General features: G+C 62.8%; 16 protein-coding genes. 2 read left to right on the forward strand and 14 right to left on the reverse strand.

Annotated elements, in window-relative coordinates:
* Positions 1–3 precede the first annotated feature (3 nt).
* From QZ213_RS03335 to eno, 7 genes are all read right to left on the reverse strand, one after another.
* Positions 4–1,401, reverse strand: a complete 1,398-nt coding sequence (locus tag QZ213_RS03335; protein WP_291684629.1) for a pyruvate dehydrogenase complex E1 component subunit beta — start codon at positions 1,399–1,401, stop codon at positions 4–6.
* Positions 1,402–1,449: 48 nt separating this feature from the next.
* Complete coding sequence (gene pdhA, locus QZ213_RS03340) at positions 1,450–2,472, reverse strand: pyruvate dehydrogenase (acetyl-transferring) E1 component subunit alpha (RefSeq protein WP_291684630.1); 1,023 nt, start codon at positions 2,470–2,472, stop codon at positions 1,450–1,452.
* A 206-nt stretch (positions 2,473–2,678) separates the two neighbouring features.
* Positions 2,679–2,996 carry a septum formation initiator family protein gene (locus QZ213_RS03345; RefSeq protein WP_291684631.1) on the reverse strand — a complete coding sequence of 106 codons (318 nt, stop codon included), beginning with the start codon at positions 2,994–2,996 and terminating at the stop codon, positions 2,679–2,681.
* A gap of 71 nt (positions 2,997–3,067) precedes the next feature.
* Complete coding sequence (locus tag QZ213_RS03350) at positions 3,068–3,625, reverse strand: NADPH-dependent FMN reductase (RefSeq protein ID WP_291684632.1); 558 nt, start codon at positions 3,623–3,625, stop codon at positions 3,068–3,070.
* Between the two features lie 104 nt (positions 3,626–3,729).
* Complete coding sequence (locus QZ213_RS03355; RefSeq protein ID WP_291684633.1) at positions 3,730–4,122, reverse strand: MAPEG family protein; 393 nt, start codon at positions 4,120–4,122, stop codon at positions 3,730–3,732.
* A gap of 102 nt (positions 4,123–4,224) precedes the next feature.
* On the reverse strand, positions 4,225–5,364 hold the full coding sequence (locus QZ213_RS03360) for a zinc-binding dehydrogenase (RefSeq protein WP_291684634.1): 1,140 nt from the start codon (positions 5,362–5,364) through the stop codon (positions 4,225–4,227).
* Positions 5,365–5,414: 50 nt separating this feature from the next.
* Positions 5,415–6,698 (reverse strand): phosphopyruvate hydratase, encoded by a 1,284-nt coding sequence (gene eno, locus QZ213_RS03365; protein ID WP_291684635.1) that lies wholly within the window; start codon positions 6,696–6,698, stop codon positions 5,415–5,417.
* Between the two features lie 133 nt (positions 6,699–6,831).
* Between eno and queF the strand changes: the two genes are divergently transcribed.
* A complete protein-coding gene (gene queF / locus QZ213_RS03370; protein WP_291684636.1) occupies positions 6,832–7,308 on the forward strand; it encodes a preQ(1) synthase in 477 nt (158 codons plus the stop codon).
* A gap of 66 nt (positions 7,309–7,374) precedes the next feature.
* On the opposite strand, the gene glsA is transcribed toward queF, so the two are convergent.
* A complete protein-coding gene (gene glsA / locus QZ213_RS03375) occupies positions 7,375–9,249 on the reverse strand; it encodes a glutaminase A (protein ID WP_291684637.1) in 1,875 nt (624 codons plus the stop codon).
* A 197-nt stretch (positions 9,250–9,446) separates the two neighbouring features.
* Here glsA and QZ213_RS03380 point away from each other — a divergent pair, with 197 nt between their 5' ends.
* On the forward strand, positions 9,447–9,578 hold the full coding sequence (locus tag QZ213_RS03380) for a hypothetical protein (RefSeq protein WP_291684638.1): 132 nt from the start codon (positions 9,447–9,449) through the stop codon (positions 9,576–9,578).
* 47 nt (positions 9,579–9,625) lie between these two features.
* On the opposite strand, the gene QZ213_RS03385 is transcribed toward QZ213_RS03380, so the two are convergent.
* From QZ213_RS03385 to tpiA, 6 genes are all read right to left on the reverse strand, one after another.
* Positions 9,626–10,849: an MFS transporter gene (locus tag QZ213_RS03385; protein ID WP_291684639.1), complete on the reverse strand. Its 1,224-nt coding sequence runs from the start codon at positions 10,847–10,849 to the stop codon at positions 9,626–9,628.
* Positions 10,849–11,709 carry a 3-deoxy-8-phosphooctulonate synthase gene (gene kdsA, locus QZ213_RS03390; protein ID WP_291684640.1) on the reverse strand — a complete coding sequence of 287 codons (861 nt, stop codon included), beginning with the start codon at positions 11,707–11,709 and terminating at the stop codon, positions 10,849–10,851. The genes QZ213_RS03385 and kdsA overlap by 1 nt, the downstream gene beginning before the upstream one ends.
* 121 nt (positions 11,710–11,830) lie before the next feature.
* The gene (locus QZ213_RS03395; protein ID WP_291684641.1) at positions 11,831–12,157 is read right to left on the reverse strand and encodes an NIPSNAP family protein; all 327 of its coding nucleotides are present in this window, start codon (positions 12,155–12,157) and stop codon (positions 11,831–11,833) included.
* Positions 12,158–12,251: 94 nt separating this feature from the next.
* Positions 12,252–13,883 carry a CTP synthase gene (locus QZ213_RS03400; RefSeq protein ID WP_291684642.1) on the reverse strand — a complete coding sequence of 544 codons (1,632 nt, stop codon included), beginning with the start codon at positions 13,881–13,883 and terminating at the stop codon, positions 12,252–12,254.
* A 166-nt stretch (positions 13,884–14,049) separates the two neighbouring features.
* Entirely contained in the window at positions 14,050–14,445 is a 396-nt protein-coding gene (gene secG / locus QZ213_RS03405; RefSeq protein WP_291684643.1) for a preprotein translocase subunit SecG, read from the reverse strand.
* 142 nt (positions 14,446–14,587) lie between these two features.
* Entirely contained in the window at positions 14,588–15,346 is a 759-nt protein-coding gene (gene tpiA, locus QZ213_RS03410; protein ID WP_291684644.1) for a triose-phosphate isomerase, read from the reverse strand.
* Positions 15,347–15,587 lie beyond the last annotated feature (241 nt).

Consider the following 15,587-nt stretch of genomic DNA (forward strand, 5'->3'; position numbering starts at 1 on the left):
GCGTCACCGATAGCAAACGGCTTTGGCGGCTTCGACCACCTCGGCCACCGAGGGCAATGCAAGCTTTTCGAGGTTTGCCGCATAGGGCATCGGCACATCCTTGCCCGACACCCGCAGAACCGGGGCATCCAGATAGTCGAAGGCGTGCTCCATGATGCGGGCGCAGATCTCGGCGCCGACGCCATTCTGCTGCCAGCCTTCCTCCACGGTGACGGCGCGGCCGGTCTTCTTTACCGAAGCAACGATGGTGTCGGTATCCATCGGCCGCAGCGTGCGCAGATCGACCACCTCGGCCTCGATGCCTTCCTTGGCGAGTTCGTCGGCGGCCTTCAGCGCGTAGGACATGCCGTTCGACCAGGAGACGATGGTGATGTGGCCGCCTGTTCGTACGATCCGCGCCTTGCCGATCGGAATCACGTAATCGTCGAGTTTCGGCACCTCGCCGGAATGGCCGTAGAGCATCTCGTTTTCGAGGAAGATCACCGGATTGGGATCGCGGATCGCCGCCTTCAACAGGCCCTTGTAGTCGGCGGCCGAAAACGGCGCGATCACCTTGAGGCCGGGAATCTGCGAGTACCAGGCCGAATAATCCTGGCTGTGCTGGGCGGCCACGCGGGCAGCCGCGCCGTTCGGACCGCGGAACACGATCGAGCAGCCCATCTGGCCGCCTGACATGTACAGCGTCTTGGCCGCGGAATTGATGATCTGGTCTATCGCCTGCATGGCGAAATTGAAGGTCATGAACTCGACGATCGGCTTCAGGCCGGCCATCGCCGCGCCTACGCCGACGCCGGCAAAGCCGTGTTCGGTGATCGGCGTATCGATCACGCGCTTGGCGCCGAATTCCTGCAGCAACCCCTGCGTGACCTTGTAGGCGCCCTGATATTCAGCGACCTCTTCGCCCATCACGAATACGTCGGGATCCCTGCGCATCTCCTCGGCCATGGCATCCCGAAGTGCTTCGCGGATGGTCATGGTCACCATTTCGGTGCCGGGGGGCACTTCCGGATCGGGTTCAGTGACGGCCTTCGGCGCAGCAGGCGCGGATTCTCCTCTGGGCGCGGGCGCGGATTTCGCCTCGGCCGCGGGCGGCGCCGACTCGGCAGCTTTCTCCTGTTTCGCGGGCGCGGCTGCCTTGCCGAGATCGGCAGCGCTTTCGCCATCGGCCAGGATGGTCGCGATCGGCGTATTGACCGCGACGTCGGCGGTGCCTTCGGGGATCAATATCTTGCCAAGGGTACCCTCATCGGTGGCCTCGACCTCCATCGTCGCCTTGTCGGTTTCGATCTCGGCGATGACGTCGCCCGACTTGATCGCCTCGCCTTCCTTCTTCAGCCATTTCGAAAGGTTGCCCTTCTCCATGGTCGGCGACAGCGCGGGCATCAGCACTTGAATTGGCATGGTAGCTCCGGAAAAATCACTCTTCAGGCTGGAATGCGCTGAAAGCGCTCAGCGGTAGATATCGGTATAAAGTTCGGAAGCATCGGGTTCGGGATCGTGCTGCGCGAAATCGGCGGCGGCGTTGACGATCTCCCGCACCTCGGCGTCGATGGCCTTCAGTTCCTGTTCGCTGACCTTGGCCGCCAGCAGGCGGTTGCGGACCTGCTCGATTGGGTCCTGGTCGTTGCGCACCTTGTCGACTTCCTCGCGGGTACGGTATTTCGCCGGGTCCGACATCGAATGGCCGCGGTAGCGGTAGGTCTGCATTTCCAGAATGTAGGGTCCCTTGCCGGCGCGGCACCATGCGACCGCCTCGTCGCCGGCGGCCTTCACCGCCCGGACGTCCATGCCGTCGACCTGCTCGCCGGGAATGTTGAAGGAAACGCCGCGCTTGGAAAAATCGGTTTGCGCCGAGGAACGCGTCACCGAGGTGCCCATGGCGTAACGGTTGTTCTCGATGATGTAGATCACCGGGAGCTTCCACAGCTCCGCCATGTTGAAACTTTCATAGACTTGGCCTTGATTCGACGCACCGTCGCCGAAATAAGCCAAGCTGACAAAATCATTGCCGCGGTAGCGGTTGGCGAAGGCGAGCCCCGTGCCGAGCGACACCTGCGCGCCGACGATGCCGTGGCCGCCGAAAAAATTCTTCTCCTTGCTGAACATGTGCATGGAGCCGCCCTTGCCCTTGGAATAGCCGCCATGGCGGCCGGTCAGTTCGGCCATCACGCCCTTGGCGTCCATTCCACAGGCCAGCATGTGCCCGTGGTCGCGGTAGCCCGTTATGACCTGATCGCCCTGTTTCAGGGCCATCTGCATGCCGACAACGATGGCTTCCTGGCCGATATAGAGATGGCAGAAACCGCCGATCGCACCCATGCCGTAGAGCTGGCCGGCCTTTTCCTCGAACCGCCGGATCAACAGCATGTCGCGTAGCGCGCTCAGTTCCTGTTCCCGGGTGAATTCCAGGGGTTGGCCAGCGCCGTTACCCTGGCCTGTTTCCTTGCTGGCGGTTTTCTTCGGTGCGGCCATGGCTGATCCGGATGAGAGAGCGAACAGCCCTCTCTATCCCAACTCAAACCGCCGTGAAAGGATTGCGTGACGCCGCCGAAATACGCCCATGCCGCAGTGCACTGCGACGCGACATTTTCGAAATTGATTTCACGGTATTTTGTAATTACGCACCATCCGGAAATATGGATGTGGGTTTCTTCTGACAGGATGGTGCATTTGGCCGATCAGTTCGGGGTGTTGGTCCGAACCAGATCGTGCGGATTGGCATAATCGAGCTGGTAGCGCGCTCGCTCGTCCAGCATGTCCGGGTCGACCCGGTCCGACCGCAACAGCGACACGCGCTGCTCGCCCTCGGCGCGCTCCCGCTTCAACCGCGCGAGTTCCGACGTCAGCGCGACGATCTCCTGATCGAGTTCCTGCCGCGCATTTAGCCCGTATTTGCCGGTGTAGGCGTTGACCCCGAAATAACCGATCATCGCCGCCGCTATCGTGTAGAGGGCAAGACCAGTCAGAAAGGATTTGAGTCGCGCGCGGGAAACCATGCCCGCGAGGATGCGACGGCCGGGTTAACGGAATCCTAAGGGGCGACCGGGGGCGCCCGGCGCGAATCTGCCTATTTGTTTTGCTTTTCGACGAAGGCGGCGAAGGCGTCGATATATTGCTGCAGCACCTTCTGCAGGGATTCCTTGGTGAGGCTCCCTTTTTCGTCGAAGGCGTCGCCGACGCCGTTCAGATAGATTTCCGGCTGCCCCATGATCGGGCCGGAGATGCCCGGCAGGATATTCTGCAATGTCTTGGCGGCGCTGACGCCGCCGAGGGGTCCGGGTGAGTTGGAAACAATGCCGACCGGCTTGCCGAGGAACGAGCTCTTGCCGTAGGGCCGCGATCCCACGTCGATGGCGTTCTTCAGCACCCCGGGGATCGCGCGGTTGTATTCGGGCGTGACGAACAGCACTCCGTCCGACTTCTGCAACTTTTCGCGGAACGCCACCCAATCGGCCGGCGGCGCTGCCTCCAGGTCCTGATTGAAGAACGATATCCCATTCAGCGTCGTGACATCGAGCTGGAGCGTCGCCGGCGCCAGCTTGGCCAGGGCATTGGCGATCTTGAGCGAAAAGCTCTCTTTGCGAATGCTGCCGACGATGACAACAATGTTATGCGGGGTGGCCATGGGACGTCCTTCTGAAACGGGGGCTGGATCGGGCTCGGCATTCACCCTATCCATGCCGAGAAAAGATGCAAGTGCATGAACCCCCGGATTTCCCCTTGGTGCAACTACTTGACTAGTTCCCAGAACAGCCCGACGACCGCCACATAGCCGAGCGTGAAGATCAGCGTGCGCAGATAGGGTATCCCGAGCAGGTAAACCACCGCATGGGCCAGCCGCAGCCAGAAGAAACTCATCGCCCAGAATGCCGTCATCGCATCGGCCTTGCCGGCGAGATGAACCGCGATCACCAGCGCCGCAAACGGCGCGAAGGTCTCGACCGCGTTGACATAGGTGCGGTCGGCCCGCTTACCCCACAGCGGCAGCGGGCGGGGCGTAGGATCGATATAATTCGGAGGTGCAAGAGGTCCGTTGGTCATCACCTGGCAGACCACATAGGGGATCCACAGCGATGCCGTGAGAATGGCGGTAAAGGCGAGATACTTCAGATCTGTCGACATTGAATTCCCCCTTTTCAAGAACCGATTGCAACAACTCCTATAGCTTGACCGTCAGAAATGAATTTGCTCGGGCGCCCGAACGCCGGCGCGGGCTGAACGGTATCAGCCCTTGTTCGGATTGAGCAGGTATTTCTCGCCGGTCGCGCGCTTGGCGTAGACGGCGATGTGGTTGAGCTGCAGCGCTTCCTGCAGCGACACCACCTGGGTGTAATGGCTGGCGAACGTCGTCTTGAGCTCGTCGACCACGCGCTGGCGCAGTTTTGCGCCATCGGCCGCCCCGATCTTCATGAGGAACGGAAACAATAGCCAGCCGCCGACGCCCCAGGCCATGCCGAACGCCCGGTTCAGGATGACCGGTCCGGTGTCGAGGCCGCCATAGATATAGACCTGCTTGTGCACGTTCGATCCGTAGCGGCTGTAGACTTTTGCGGTCTTGTTGACGGCGGTCTCCATGCAGGTCAGAATCTGGCCGGCGAGCTTGCCGCCGCCGATGGCGTCGAACGCCAGCGTCGCGCCGGTTTCCATCAGCGCATGGGTCAGATCGTCCATGAAGCTTGGCGCGGTGGAATCGACGACATGTTTGGCGCCGATTTTGCGCAGAATGTCGGCCTGCTGCGGGCTGCGCACGATATTGACCAGGCCGATACCGTCCTTGAGGCAGATCTTGTTGAGCATCTGACCGAGGTTGGAGGCAGCCGCCGTGTGCACCAGCGCCTTGTGGCCTTCGCGCCGCATGGTTTCGGTCATGCCGAGCGCGGTCAGCGGATTGACGAAGCATGAAGCGCCCTCGGCCGGCGTGGTGCCGGCGGGCAGCGGCAGGCATTCGTTGACCTTCAGGCACCGGTATTGCGCATACATCGCCCCGCCGATCATGGCGACCGTTTTGCCCATCAGCGCCTTGGCCGCATCCGACGATCCCGTCTTGATCACCACGCCGGCGCCTTCATTGCCGACCGGCATGGATTCATCGAGCCTTCCCGCCATCGCCTTCATGCCGGCTTCGGGAACTTTCGCGGTGACGACCGGCGTCTCCTTGGTGCCCGACGCCTTGGCGGTCGTCATGTCGGCGGCGCCGATCAGGAGCCCGAGGTCCGACGGATTGATCGGGGAGGCCTCGACGCGGACCACGACTTCATCGGGGCCGGGCTCCGGCGTCGGCACATTTACCAGGGATATTTCGAGTTCGCCGCTGTTCTTGATCAGCGAGCGAAGCTGCAGCCCGGTCTTGCCATCGGCGCTCATCTGAAACCTCCCGTTCTTGTGTCTTTGTGCAATCGTGACGCGGACTGGTCCTACCGCAGCGCCTTCAGCGCCGCTTTGCCAGCATATTTCGCCTGCATGCCGAGTTCCTGCTCGATCCGCAGCAGCTGATTATACTTCGCGGTGCGGTCGGAGCGCGCCAGCGAGCCGGTTTTGATCTGGCCGCAATTGGTGGCGACCGCGAGATCGGCGATGGTGGAATCCTCGGTCTCGCCGGAGCGGTGCGACATCACGGCGGTGTAGCCGGCCTTGTACGCCATCTCGACTGCGGAGAGCGTCTCCGTCAGCGTGCCGATCTGGTTGACTTTCACCAGGATCGAGTTGGCGCGGCCGTTCTTGATGCCGTCGGCCAGCCGCGTGACGTTGGTGACGAAGAGATCGTCGCCGACCAGCTGGCATTTATGGCCGATCAGGTCGGTCAGTTCCTTCCAGCCGTCCATGTCGTCTTCCGACATGCCGTCCTCGATCGAGACGATCGGATAGCGCGCGGCCAGATCGGCGAGGTATTTTGCCTGTTCCGAACGTGAGCGGGTCTTCTTCTCGCCACCATAGACGTAGCTGCCGTCCTTGAAGAATTCGGTCGCCGCGCAGTCCAGCGCCAGCATGACGTCGGAGCCTGCCTTGTAGCCGGCCTTGCCGATCGCACCCATGACGAATTCGAGCGCCGCATCCGCCGATGGCAGGTTCGGCGCGAAGCCGCCCTCGTCGCCGACATTGGTGTTGTGGCCGGCCTTCTTCAGTTCCGAGCGCAGCGTGTGGAAGATTTCCGAGCCGCAGCGCAGCGCTTCCGCAAAGGTCTCGGCGCCGACCGGCATGATCATGAATTCCTGGAAGTCGATCGGATTGTCGGCATGCACGCCGCCATTGATGATGTTCATCATCGGCACCGGCAAGGTCCGCGCCGAGGTGCCGCCGACATAGCGGTACAACGCCAGATCGCAGGACTCGGCGGCGGCCTTGGCGACCGCGAGCGACACGCCCAGAATGGCGTTGGCGCCAAGCCGGCTCTTGTTGGGAGTGCCGTCGAGGCCGATCATGGTCTCGTCGATCTGGACCTGATGCTCGGCATCCATGCCGCCGACGGCGTCATAAATCTCGCCATTCACCGCGTCCACGGCCTTCCTGACGCCCTTGCCGAGATAGCGCGCCTTGTCGCCGTCGCGCAGCTCGACAGCCTCATGCGCGCCGGTAGAGGCGCCCGACGGCACCGCCGCGCGGCCCATCGAGCCGTCTTCCAGCACCACATCGACCTCGACGGTGGGATTGCCGCGGCTATCGAGAATTTCGCGGCCGATGATGTCGACGATGGCGGTCATGGGTACCTCTTTGGGAAGCAGGATACGAACGGTTGGCGCTGCTTCTACAGCAAGGATTTAGGGCCGAAAAGGCCGCCTCACGCGTGACGTTGACGTGACGATTGTCTATTACGCAGGCAACGGAGACCGCATCATGTCGAAAAAGCCTGCCAAACCCTCGAAACCGGAGCCCTTGCAGCTGGGCCGGGCCGTCGAATGGCCTCGCACTCCCGAGGAGGCAAAACTCGACCGCGTGCCCAATCCGCAAAGGGACACGAATTACCTGGTGCGCTTCACCGCGCCGGAATTCACCTCGCTCTGCCCGGTCACCGGCCAGCCCGACTTCGCGCACCTCGTCATCGACTATGTGCCCGGTCAGTGGCTGCTGGAATCGAAATCCCTGAAACTCTATGTCGCGAGCTTCCGCAACCATGGCGCGTTCCACGAGGATTGCACCGTCATGATCGGCAAACGGATCGCGGCGGCAATCAAGCCGAAATTCCTGCGCATCGGCGGCTACTGGTATCCGCGTGGCGGCATTCCAATCGACGTGTTCTGGCAGACCGGCCGATTGCCGAAGGGCATGTGGATTCCGGATCAGGGCGTCGCGCCCTATCGCGGCCGGGGGTGATCCCGCACTGCTCCACAGCGCTCGCGAGCGAAGTGGCGTAACTTCAAGTCCTAGAGATGCGGCCGGCTAGTACGCACTGAGAAGGTCGACCTTTGCATTTGCGAGGATCAGCCGCCGCGCCAACAGCGCCGACAGATTACGCATGATCTTCATCGCGATCTCCGGCCGAAGCCGGCGGTAATCGGCAAAGGCATCAACCGGCAGTTCCAGGCAATTGACCGGCGTGTCGGCCCAGACGTCGGCGCTGCGCCGCTGCTCGATGATGGCCATCTCGCCGAATTCCATGCCGGGTCCGAGCGAAGCCAGCCGCACGCCGCTCGGCAGTTTGACGCTCACCATCCCGCTCTGCAGAAAGAACACGGAGTTGGCGGGCTCGCCGGCGCTGACGATGCGCTGGCCGGTTTCATACCGGCGCGCGGTCGACAGTTCGGCCAGAACCGCTATTTCATCGTCGGCCAATTCCGCAAGCAGGGCCTGCTCACCGAGATGCGAGGTTTCCTTTAGCGTGGTGAAGCCACCATAGCGGTAGATAATCTGATCTTCGGCCCATTCGATGGCCTCATCGAGCAGCGCGAAGCGTCGCAACCTTTGCGGCTCGGCGGTCTGCGCGCGAACCGCAAGCCACACCGCCGAACTTGCCTCGACCCCCGTCAATATCGCGGTCACGCCGGTATTGCCGAGGGTTGTGAGTTTCTCGCCGAGCAGTTGCGCCCCCGCCGCCGTGATGTCGGGCACGCGACGGAAGTCGAGAATCAGAAGCGGCGCGTTCGGCGGCTCGCTGGCGAGCCGCCGCGTGACATAGTCGATCGCCGCGAAATTGAGCGCCCCCACGAATTCGATCACGCGAATGTCGCTGTGGCGCTCGTCGAGGATTTGCTGCTCGTGGGGCTGGCGGCTGCGGCGGGAGGAGATGCCGAAAAGGTCGTAATCTGCGATGATGCAGGTGCGCACATCGGCGCTCCGGTTGAGCATGTGCAGATCGAACCGCGCGGACAGCGCCTCGCATACCCTTAGGCCTCGCGCGCTATTGCCGTGGCTATCGAGACGCGGCGAGAAGGTGCCGAGCCCCAGTTGCGAAGGAAGCGCCGCGACGATGCCGCCGCCGACGCCGCTCTTGGCGGGCATGCCGACGCGATAGATCCATTCGCCGGCGTAATCATACATCCCTGAACTCGTCATCACCGAAAGCGTGCGGGCAACCACGTGCGGGGTGATCACCTGAACTCCGGTTACCGGGTTGATGCCGCGGTTGGCCAATGTCGCCGCCATCACGGCGAGATCGCGCGCGGTGACCAACACGGCGCATTGCCGAAAATACGTATCCAGCACGGCGTCGACGTCTCCTTGCAGCACCGAGTAATTGCGCAGCAGCCAGGCTATCGCGCGATTTCGGTTGCCGGTGGCGACTTCGGATGCGTGCACGGCGTCGTCGACGCCGAGTTCGCGGCCGGCAAACTGACTGAGCTTCTCGCGGATGCGTTCGAATGCCGCCGCACCATCGACCTGATGAATTAATCCCGAGCAGGCGATCGCGCCCGCATTGACCATGGGATTGAAGGGCCGGTTGTCATTGGTGAGCCGGATCGAGTTGAAAGCCTCGCCGCTCGGCTCAACGCCGATCGCGGCCGCGACCCGCTCTTCTCCGACGGTCTCGAGCGCGAGCGCAAACACGAAGGCCTTGGATACCGATTGAATGGTGAAAGGCACGGCGCTGTCGCCGGCCTCATAGACATGGCCGTCGATGGTGACGAGGCCGATGCCAAAATGCGCCGGATCGGCTCTTTGCAACTCCGGGATGTAGTCGGCAACCGCGCCAGTATCATCCGCTCTGAACTCCTCGTAGCAGCCGGTCAGAAATCGCTGCAGCGGGGATTGCGTGCCGTAGCCGGTATTTCTCGCCTTGGTCGTGCCGTTGGCCGGAAGCGTTACTTGGGCGTCCACGTATTCATCCTTATTCCCATTAAAAACGAAGCAATCCCCGTGCCATGGACGTGCCTCGACCGAGCGCATGGGGTCCTTCGCACGCAGCGAGCGTGCGTCATCCTGACGCTGCACGGCAGTCCTCATCCGGCACCCGAATTGCTTCTGGTTGGGCGGCGATCGACTTGGCATCGCGGCGGCGGGCGCGGGGTATTTGAATGGCGATCAAGAAATTGAGGGAAGCACCGCCCTTGTGGGTGTGGCTCGCAGTCGCGCTGCTGGCCTGCGGCGCCCTCGCCTATGTGGCGGCCGTTTCGATCATCGAATATCTCATGGCCGCCGCCACCTGATCCCGGCCGATTGGGTGTGAACAACGTTGCGCCCCCACCGATCGTGACTAGGGCTGGACGTCGGGCCTTGCGTCCGCATCCGCCGGCCTCGTCTGCCGCAGCAGCCGCGTGCAGGCGACGCCGAGGGCAACCATCACCACCGCGCCGGTGAGCAGGGTCGGTATCTTGCCGAGGTTCTGGATGCCGAAACCATAGGCGATCGGGCCGACGGTCTGGCCCATGAAAAAGAAGAACGAATGCAGCGACAGCGCGGTGGCGCGCGCTTCCACCGACAGCTCGCTGGCGAACACCTGCATGCATCCATGGATCATGTAAAAGCCCCAGCCCATGAAGACGAGACTGAGAAACTGGAATTTCCAGCCGGGCCCGAACGCGATGACGGCGAGTTGCAGGCCGACCAGCGAGGCTCCCGCAATCATCATGCCGTTGACGCCAAGCCGCGGCAGGAAGCGCGATACCGATAGCGTGTAGAACAGGCCGCCGATCGCGAATCCCGCGATGACGATGCCGGCGATCGAAAGGCTGGTTTCACCCAACTCAAACAGGAATGCCGCGAGATACGGAAACAATCCCAGCACGCAGCACCCCTCGATGAAAACCGCGGCAAAACAGATAGCGTTCGGATTGGTGAAGATCGTGCGGTAGCCATGCCGAAGCGCGGTCAGGTTGGTTCGGGGCGGCCGCGCCAGCGCGGCGCCATGAAAGCCCACCGCGACCGCAACAGAAGCCACAACGACCAGCCCGCCGAGCACGGCCAAAACCCCACGCCAGCCCAGGAAGTCGCCGATCAGGCCGGAAGCGGAAGCGCCCAGGATATTGCCGGTCATGGCGCCCGCCAGCGTTCGCCCGATCGCGACCTGGCGTTTTTCGGGGCCGACCAGATCGCTGGTGAGGCCGAGCGCGACAGGGAATACGCCGCCGGAGCCGATACCCGCAAGAATGCGCGTTGCAAACAACAGTGAGAACGAGGTCGACATCGCGCCCAGAATGTTGGCGAGACCGAGCACCACCAGGCAGCCGATCATCAGCCGCGCCTTGCCGAACAGGTCGGCCGCCGCACCGATCACTGGCTGCACGATCGCAAAGGTGAAGGCAAACACGGCCGCGAAACTCGCCGCCGTCGTAATGCTCACCCCGAAATCGTCGGCGACATGCGGCAGGACCGGATCGAGCGCGCGGGCCGACAGGCTCGCCGCGAAGGTCGCCAACGCAATGACGTTCAAGGCCGGCGGCAGGCGCTGCTCTTGCGGCCGCGATCCCGTCGGCGGCATCAACGCGCTACATTCTGAGGATTCTTGGCGATGGCATCGAATGCCATTAGCGTCCGCACCAGACCTTCGAACTCACGCAGCGGCACCATGTTGGGACCATCCGACGGCGCATGGTCGGGATCGGGATGGGTCTCGATGAACACGCCAGCGACCCCGACGGCAACCGCGGCACGCGCCAGCACCGGCACGAATTCGCGTTCGCCGCCCGACGCAGTGCCCTTGCCGCCCGGTTGCTGCACCGAATGGGTGGCGTCGAAGATCACGGGCGCGCCTGTCGTGCGAGCCAGTATCGGCAGCGCGCGCATGTCCGAAACGAGCGTATTGTAGCCGAACGACACGCCGCGTTCGGTCACCAGCACATTCCGGTTGCCGGCGCCGGTGATCTTGGCCACGACATTGGCCATGTCCCAGGGCGCCAGAAACTGGCCCTTCTTGACATTGACGACCTTGCCGGTCGCCGCCGCCGCCAGCAACAGATCGGTCTGCCGGCACAGGAACGCCGGGATCTGCAGGACATCGACGGCCTGCGCCACATCAGCGCACTGCGCGGCCTCATGAACATCCGTGAGCACGGGCAACCCGAGGGTTGCGCGAATCTCGGCAAAAATCGGCAACGCCTGCTGCAGGCCGATACCGCGCGCAGCGGTTGCGCTGGTGCGGTTGGCCTTGTCGAAAGAGGTCTTGTAGACGAGCCCCACGCCGAGCCGGGCCGCGATTTCCTTCAATGCCGCCGCCACTTCGAGCGCATGCGCGCGGCTCTCGAGCTGGCACGGGCCGGCAATGATCGAGATCGGCAAGTCATTGCCGAATTTGACCGATCCGGCGCTGACGACCGGCGCGGCTGAAATGCTGGCGTTCAAGGCATCATCCTTTTTGAAGGCGGACCATGCCGGGCAGCGGCGGCCGGATCAACCCTCTTTAGCGGCCTCGAATGTCAGGGTTGCGCCGTCGGCGATATCCGGTGCCGCCACGCGATATCAGTCACTTCATCGCCGAGAACGCGGTCGGCGCCAGCATCTGATTGACGATATTGCCGACGATCTGGCCGTCTTCCTCGGTCTTGGCTCGCGCGGTGATCCAGTCGGGATCGCTCTGAAACGCCGCCCATTTCTTCTCGCGCTCGGCAAGCGATTCCCACGCCAGTAGATAGGTCAGTTCCTGATTGGATTCGCCAACCAGCGTGGTGAAAAACCCGACCGGCCTGAGGCCATGCTTCTCCCAAAGTTTGAGCGTGGTGTTCTCGAAGCGCTTCAACAGCGCCGGCAGCCGGCCCGGCACACAGCGATAGACGCGCATTTCGTAGATCATCGGCTTTGCTCCCTGCTCTATTGTTCTTCTAGATATCGGGAGCAATTTGTCGCAACAATCGGCGCGTTCGTCAAAGGCTGACGACGCAGCGCGTCTAGACCAGCCGCGATTGCACCATGGCCGCTTGAATGAACGACGCGAACAGCGGATGCGGTTCAAAGGGCCGCGATTTCAGCTCGGGATGGAATTGCACCCCGATGAACCAGGGATGGTCCTCGTACTCGACGATCTCCGGCAATATGCCGTCGGGCGAAAGACCCGAGAACTTCAAGCCGTGCTGTTCCAGCCGGTCCTTGTAGGCGGTGTTGACCTCGTAGCGGTGGCGGTGGCGTTCCGAGATTTCGGTGGCGCCGCCGTAAACTCCCGAAACCCGGCTGCCGCGCTTGAGCACGGCCGGATACGCGCCGAGGCGCATGGTGCCGCCGAGGTCGCCGGATTTCGACCGCTTCTCCAGTTCGTTGCCGCGCAGCCATTCGGTCATCAGGCCGACCAGGGGTTCGGGCGTCGGGCCGAACTCGGTGGAATTGGCCTGCTCGATGCCGACCAGATTGCGCGCGGCCTCGATCACCGCCATCTGCATCCCGAAGCAGATGCCGAAATAGGGCACGTCGCGCTCCCTGGCGAACTGCGCTGCGCGGATCTTGCCCTCGGCGCCGCGCTGGCCGAATCCGCCCGGCACCAGGATGCCGTTGACGTGCTCGAGGAACGGCGCCGGATCCTCGTTCTCGAACACTTCGCTTTCGATCCAGTCGAGATTGACCTTCACCTTGTTGGCGATGCCGCCATGCGACAACGCCTCGATCAGCGATTTATAGGCGTCCTTCATGCCGGTGTATTTGCCGACGATGGCGATGGTGACGTCGCCTTCGGGATTGCGTATCCGCTCGTTGATCTCGTGCCAGCCTTGCAGCGCCGGCGGTGTCTTGGGCGGGATGCCGAACGCGGCCAGCACCTCGTCGTCGAGACCGGCAGCGTGGTACGCCTCGGGCACCGCGTAGATATTGTCGACGTCGCGCGCCTCGATGACAGCGCTTTCGCGCACGTTGCAGAACAGGCCGAGCTTGCGCCGCTCTTCCTTGGGGATCGGCCGGTCGGTGCGGCACAACAGGATATCCGGCTGGATGCCGATCGAGCGCAGTTCCTTGACCGAGTGCTGGGTCGGTTTTGTCTTCAGCTCGCCGGCGCTCGGGATGAACGGCAGCAGCGTCAGATGAATATAAATGGCGTGGTCGCGCGGCAGATCGTTCTTGATCTGGCGGATCGCCTCGAAGAACGGCAGTCCCTCGATGTCGCCGACGGTGCCGCCGATCTCGCACAGCACGAAGTCGAACTCGTCATTGCTGTCGAGGATAAAATCCTTGATCGCGTTGGTGACGTGCGGGATCACCTGGATGGTGGCGCCGAGATAATCGCCGCGCCGCTCCTTGGTCAGGATGTCCTGATAGATGCGCCCGGTGGTGATGTTGTCGGCCTTGGTGGCGGGACGGCCGGTGAAGCGCTCGTAATGGCCGAGGTCGAGGTCGGTCTCGGCGCCGTCGTCGGTCACGAACACTTCGCCGTGCTGGTACGGAGACATCGTCCCGGGGTCGAGATTGAGATAGGGGTCGAGCTTGCGAAGCCGGACCTTGTAGCCACGGGCCTGCAGCAGCGCACCGAGTGCCGCTGAAGCCAGACCCTTTCCGAGCGAGGAAACCACGCCGCCGGTGATGAAGATATACCGCGCCATGGGACTTAACCTTTAAGGCTACCGGCTCGATTCGCCAAAGCGAATCGCACGCGGCAGCGAACATTTTGTCGGGCTGTGGGTGACGTGGAATTTAAAGCGTTATCAGCATGTTGATGGGGATTCCTGATGCAGGACGCCAGATGTCGTCCTGCATGGCCTCCCTGCTTTATTGCGAACGCGGCGCCTGCGGTCCCGAGGGCGCCGGTTGATTCTGCTGTTGCTCGTCCGCTTTCTTCAGCGAATCCAGGATGCCGCCCGAGGTCGGCGGGGCGACCGGCGCCGCTGCACCTGCCGGCTGCGACTGCGTGGCCGGCGTAGCTCCGATGATCGAACTCGGCTTGCGGTCGTAGCTCGCGTACCATGAGAGGAACAGGCTGGTGAGGAAAAAGCCGAACGCGAGAACCGCGGTCGTGCGCGTCAGCAAATTGGCGGTGCCGCGGCTCGACATGAAACCGGCGCCGCCGCCGACGCCAAGGCCGCCGCCTTCGGATTTCTGCAACAGCACCGTCGCGATCAGGGTCGCGACGATCATCAGATGAATTACGATAGCAACGGTCTGCATCTTCTGCCTTCGATCACAAACCAAAAGCGCCGCGATCCGGCTGCCTATGGGGTTTGCGGGGTTTGAAGTGGCGCGGTGTTACACGATTGGGAGGGGGATTGTCACCCCGGGGATTATCACCCCGGCACCGCCTGGACGTTAGTTAGGGGCAACCGCGCGCAATCGCAAGGAAATCGGCCGCTTTCAGGCTGGCGCCGCCGACCAGCGCACCGTTGACGTTCGAAACCGCCATCAATTCCGCCGCGTTGGAGGGTTTTACGGAGCCGCCATAAAGGATCCGAATCCTGGTCCCCTCCCCCTTAAATCGGGCGATGAGGAGTTCCCGGATAAACCCATGAATTTGCTCGACATCCCCCGTGGTCGGGGTCAGGCCGGTGCCGATCGCCCAGACCGGCTCATAGGCCACCACAAGATTGTCGGAGCGGGACCCATCCGGCACCGAGATATTGAGCTGGCCGCGGCAGATGTCGAGCGTTTGGCCCTGATCGCGCTGGTGCTGGGTTTCTCCAATGCAGACGATCCCCGTCAAACCGGCGCGCCAGGCAGCTTCCGCCTTTTGTCGGACCTCGACGTCGGTCTCGCCGTGATCGGCCCGCCGCTCGGAGTGGCCGACGATGATGGCGCGGGCGCCGGCATCCGCCAGCATTTCCGCGGAAAGATCGCCGGTATGGGCGCCCGACGCCTTGGCGTGGCAATCCTGCGCCCCGACGCTCAGCGTCTTCGAACCGCGGGCCTTTTGCGCGAAGTCCGCAATCAGGGTCGCCGGCGGGCAGACCAGGAGGTCGGCCTTGGCTGCGCCATCGGAGGCGCCCGCCAGCATGGCCTCGAATTCGGCCAGGGAGGATTTGAGGCCGTTCATCTTCCAGTTGCCGGCGATCAGCGGCCGGATGGCATCGGTCATGTCGGAGTTCCCTGTATGTGCGTCACGAATGCGCTAGCAGAGCGCGGCGGCCAGTTCCAGATAGCGCATCTGCGAGACTTTAGCCGTTAACCGCTTCAATTGGCCCTCCCCGCCATGGTTGCGACGCCGCCGCTGCCACTTTATGATGCTTTATCAACCCGGTGATGCCCGTTTGCGGAATTCGATCCCGAATTTCCCTGGGGCACGACCTGGTTCCCTCCTGCAAACAAGTTGGACCCAT

Source organism: Bradyrhizobium sp. (assembly GCF_017881085.1).
Lineage (GTDB): Bacteria > Pseudomonadota > Alphaproteobacteria > Rhizobiales > Xanthobacteraceae > Bradyrhizobium.

What these genes read in the sequence shown, in the direction of transcription:
- QZ213_RS03395 (WP_291684641.1), bottom strand. Translation starts at nt 12,157, where the DNA reads ATGATCTACGAAATGCGCGTCTATCGCTGTGTGCCGGGCCGGCTGCCG.
- eno (WP_291684635.1), bottom strand. Translation starts at nt 6,698, where the DNA reads ATGACCGCCATCGTCGACATCATCGGCCGCGAAATTCTCGATAGCCGC.
- QZ213_RS03400 (WP_291684642.1), bottom strand. Translation starts at nt 13,883, where the DNA reads ATGGCGCGGTATATCTTCATCACCGGCGGCGTGGTTTCCTCGCTCGGA.
- secG (WP_291684643.1), bottom strand. Translation starts at nt 14,445, where the DNA reads ATGCAGACCGTTGCTATCGTAATTCATCTGATGATCGTCGCGACCCTG.
- QZ213_RS03345 (WP_291684631.1), bottom strand. Translation starts at nt 2,996, where the DNA reads ATGGTTTCCCGCGCGCGACTCAAATCCTTTCTGACTGGTCTTGCCCTC.
- QZ213_RS03360 (WP_291684634.1), bottom strand. Translation starts at nt 5,364, where the DNA reads ATGAGCGCCGATGGCAAGACCGGGCTGCAGCTTCGCTCGCTGATCAAG.
- pdhA (WP_291684630.1), bottom strand. Translation starts at nt 2,472, where the DNA reads ATGGCCGCACCGAAGAAAACCGCCAGCAAGGAAACAGGCCAGGGTAAC.
- QZ213_RS03355 (WP_291684633.1), bottom strand. Translation starts at nt 4,122, where the DNA reads ATGTCGACAGATCTGAAGTATCTCGCCTTTACCGCCATTCTCACGGCA.
- queF (WP_291684636.1), top strand. Translation starts at nt 6,832, where the DNA reads ATGTCGAAAAAGCCTGCCAAACCCTCGAAACCGGAGCCCTTGCAGCTG.
- QZ213_RS03380 (WP_291684638.1), top strand. Translation starts at nt 9,447, where the DNA reads ATGGCGATCAAGAAATTGAGGGAAGCACCGCCCTTGTGGGTGTGGCTC.
- QZ213_RS03350 (WP_291684632.1), bottom strand. Translation starts at nt 3,625, where the DNA reads ATGGCCACCCCGCATAACATTGTTGTCATCGTCGGCAGCATTCGCAAA.
- tpiA (WP_291684644.1), bottom strand. Translation starts at nt 15,346, where the DNA reads ATGACCGATGCCATCCGGCCGCTGATCGCCGGCAACTGGAAGATGAAC.
- QZ213_RS03335 (WP_291684629.1), bottom strand. Translation starts at nt 1,401, where the DNA reads ATGCCAATTCAAGTGCTGATGCCCGCGCTGTCGCCGACCATGGAGAAG.
- QZ213_RS03385 (WP_291684639.1), bottom strand. Translation starts at nt 10,849, where the DNA reads ATGCCGCCGACGGGATCGCGGCCGCAAGAGCAGCGCCTGCCGCCGGCC.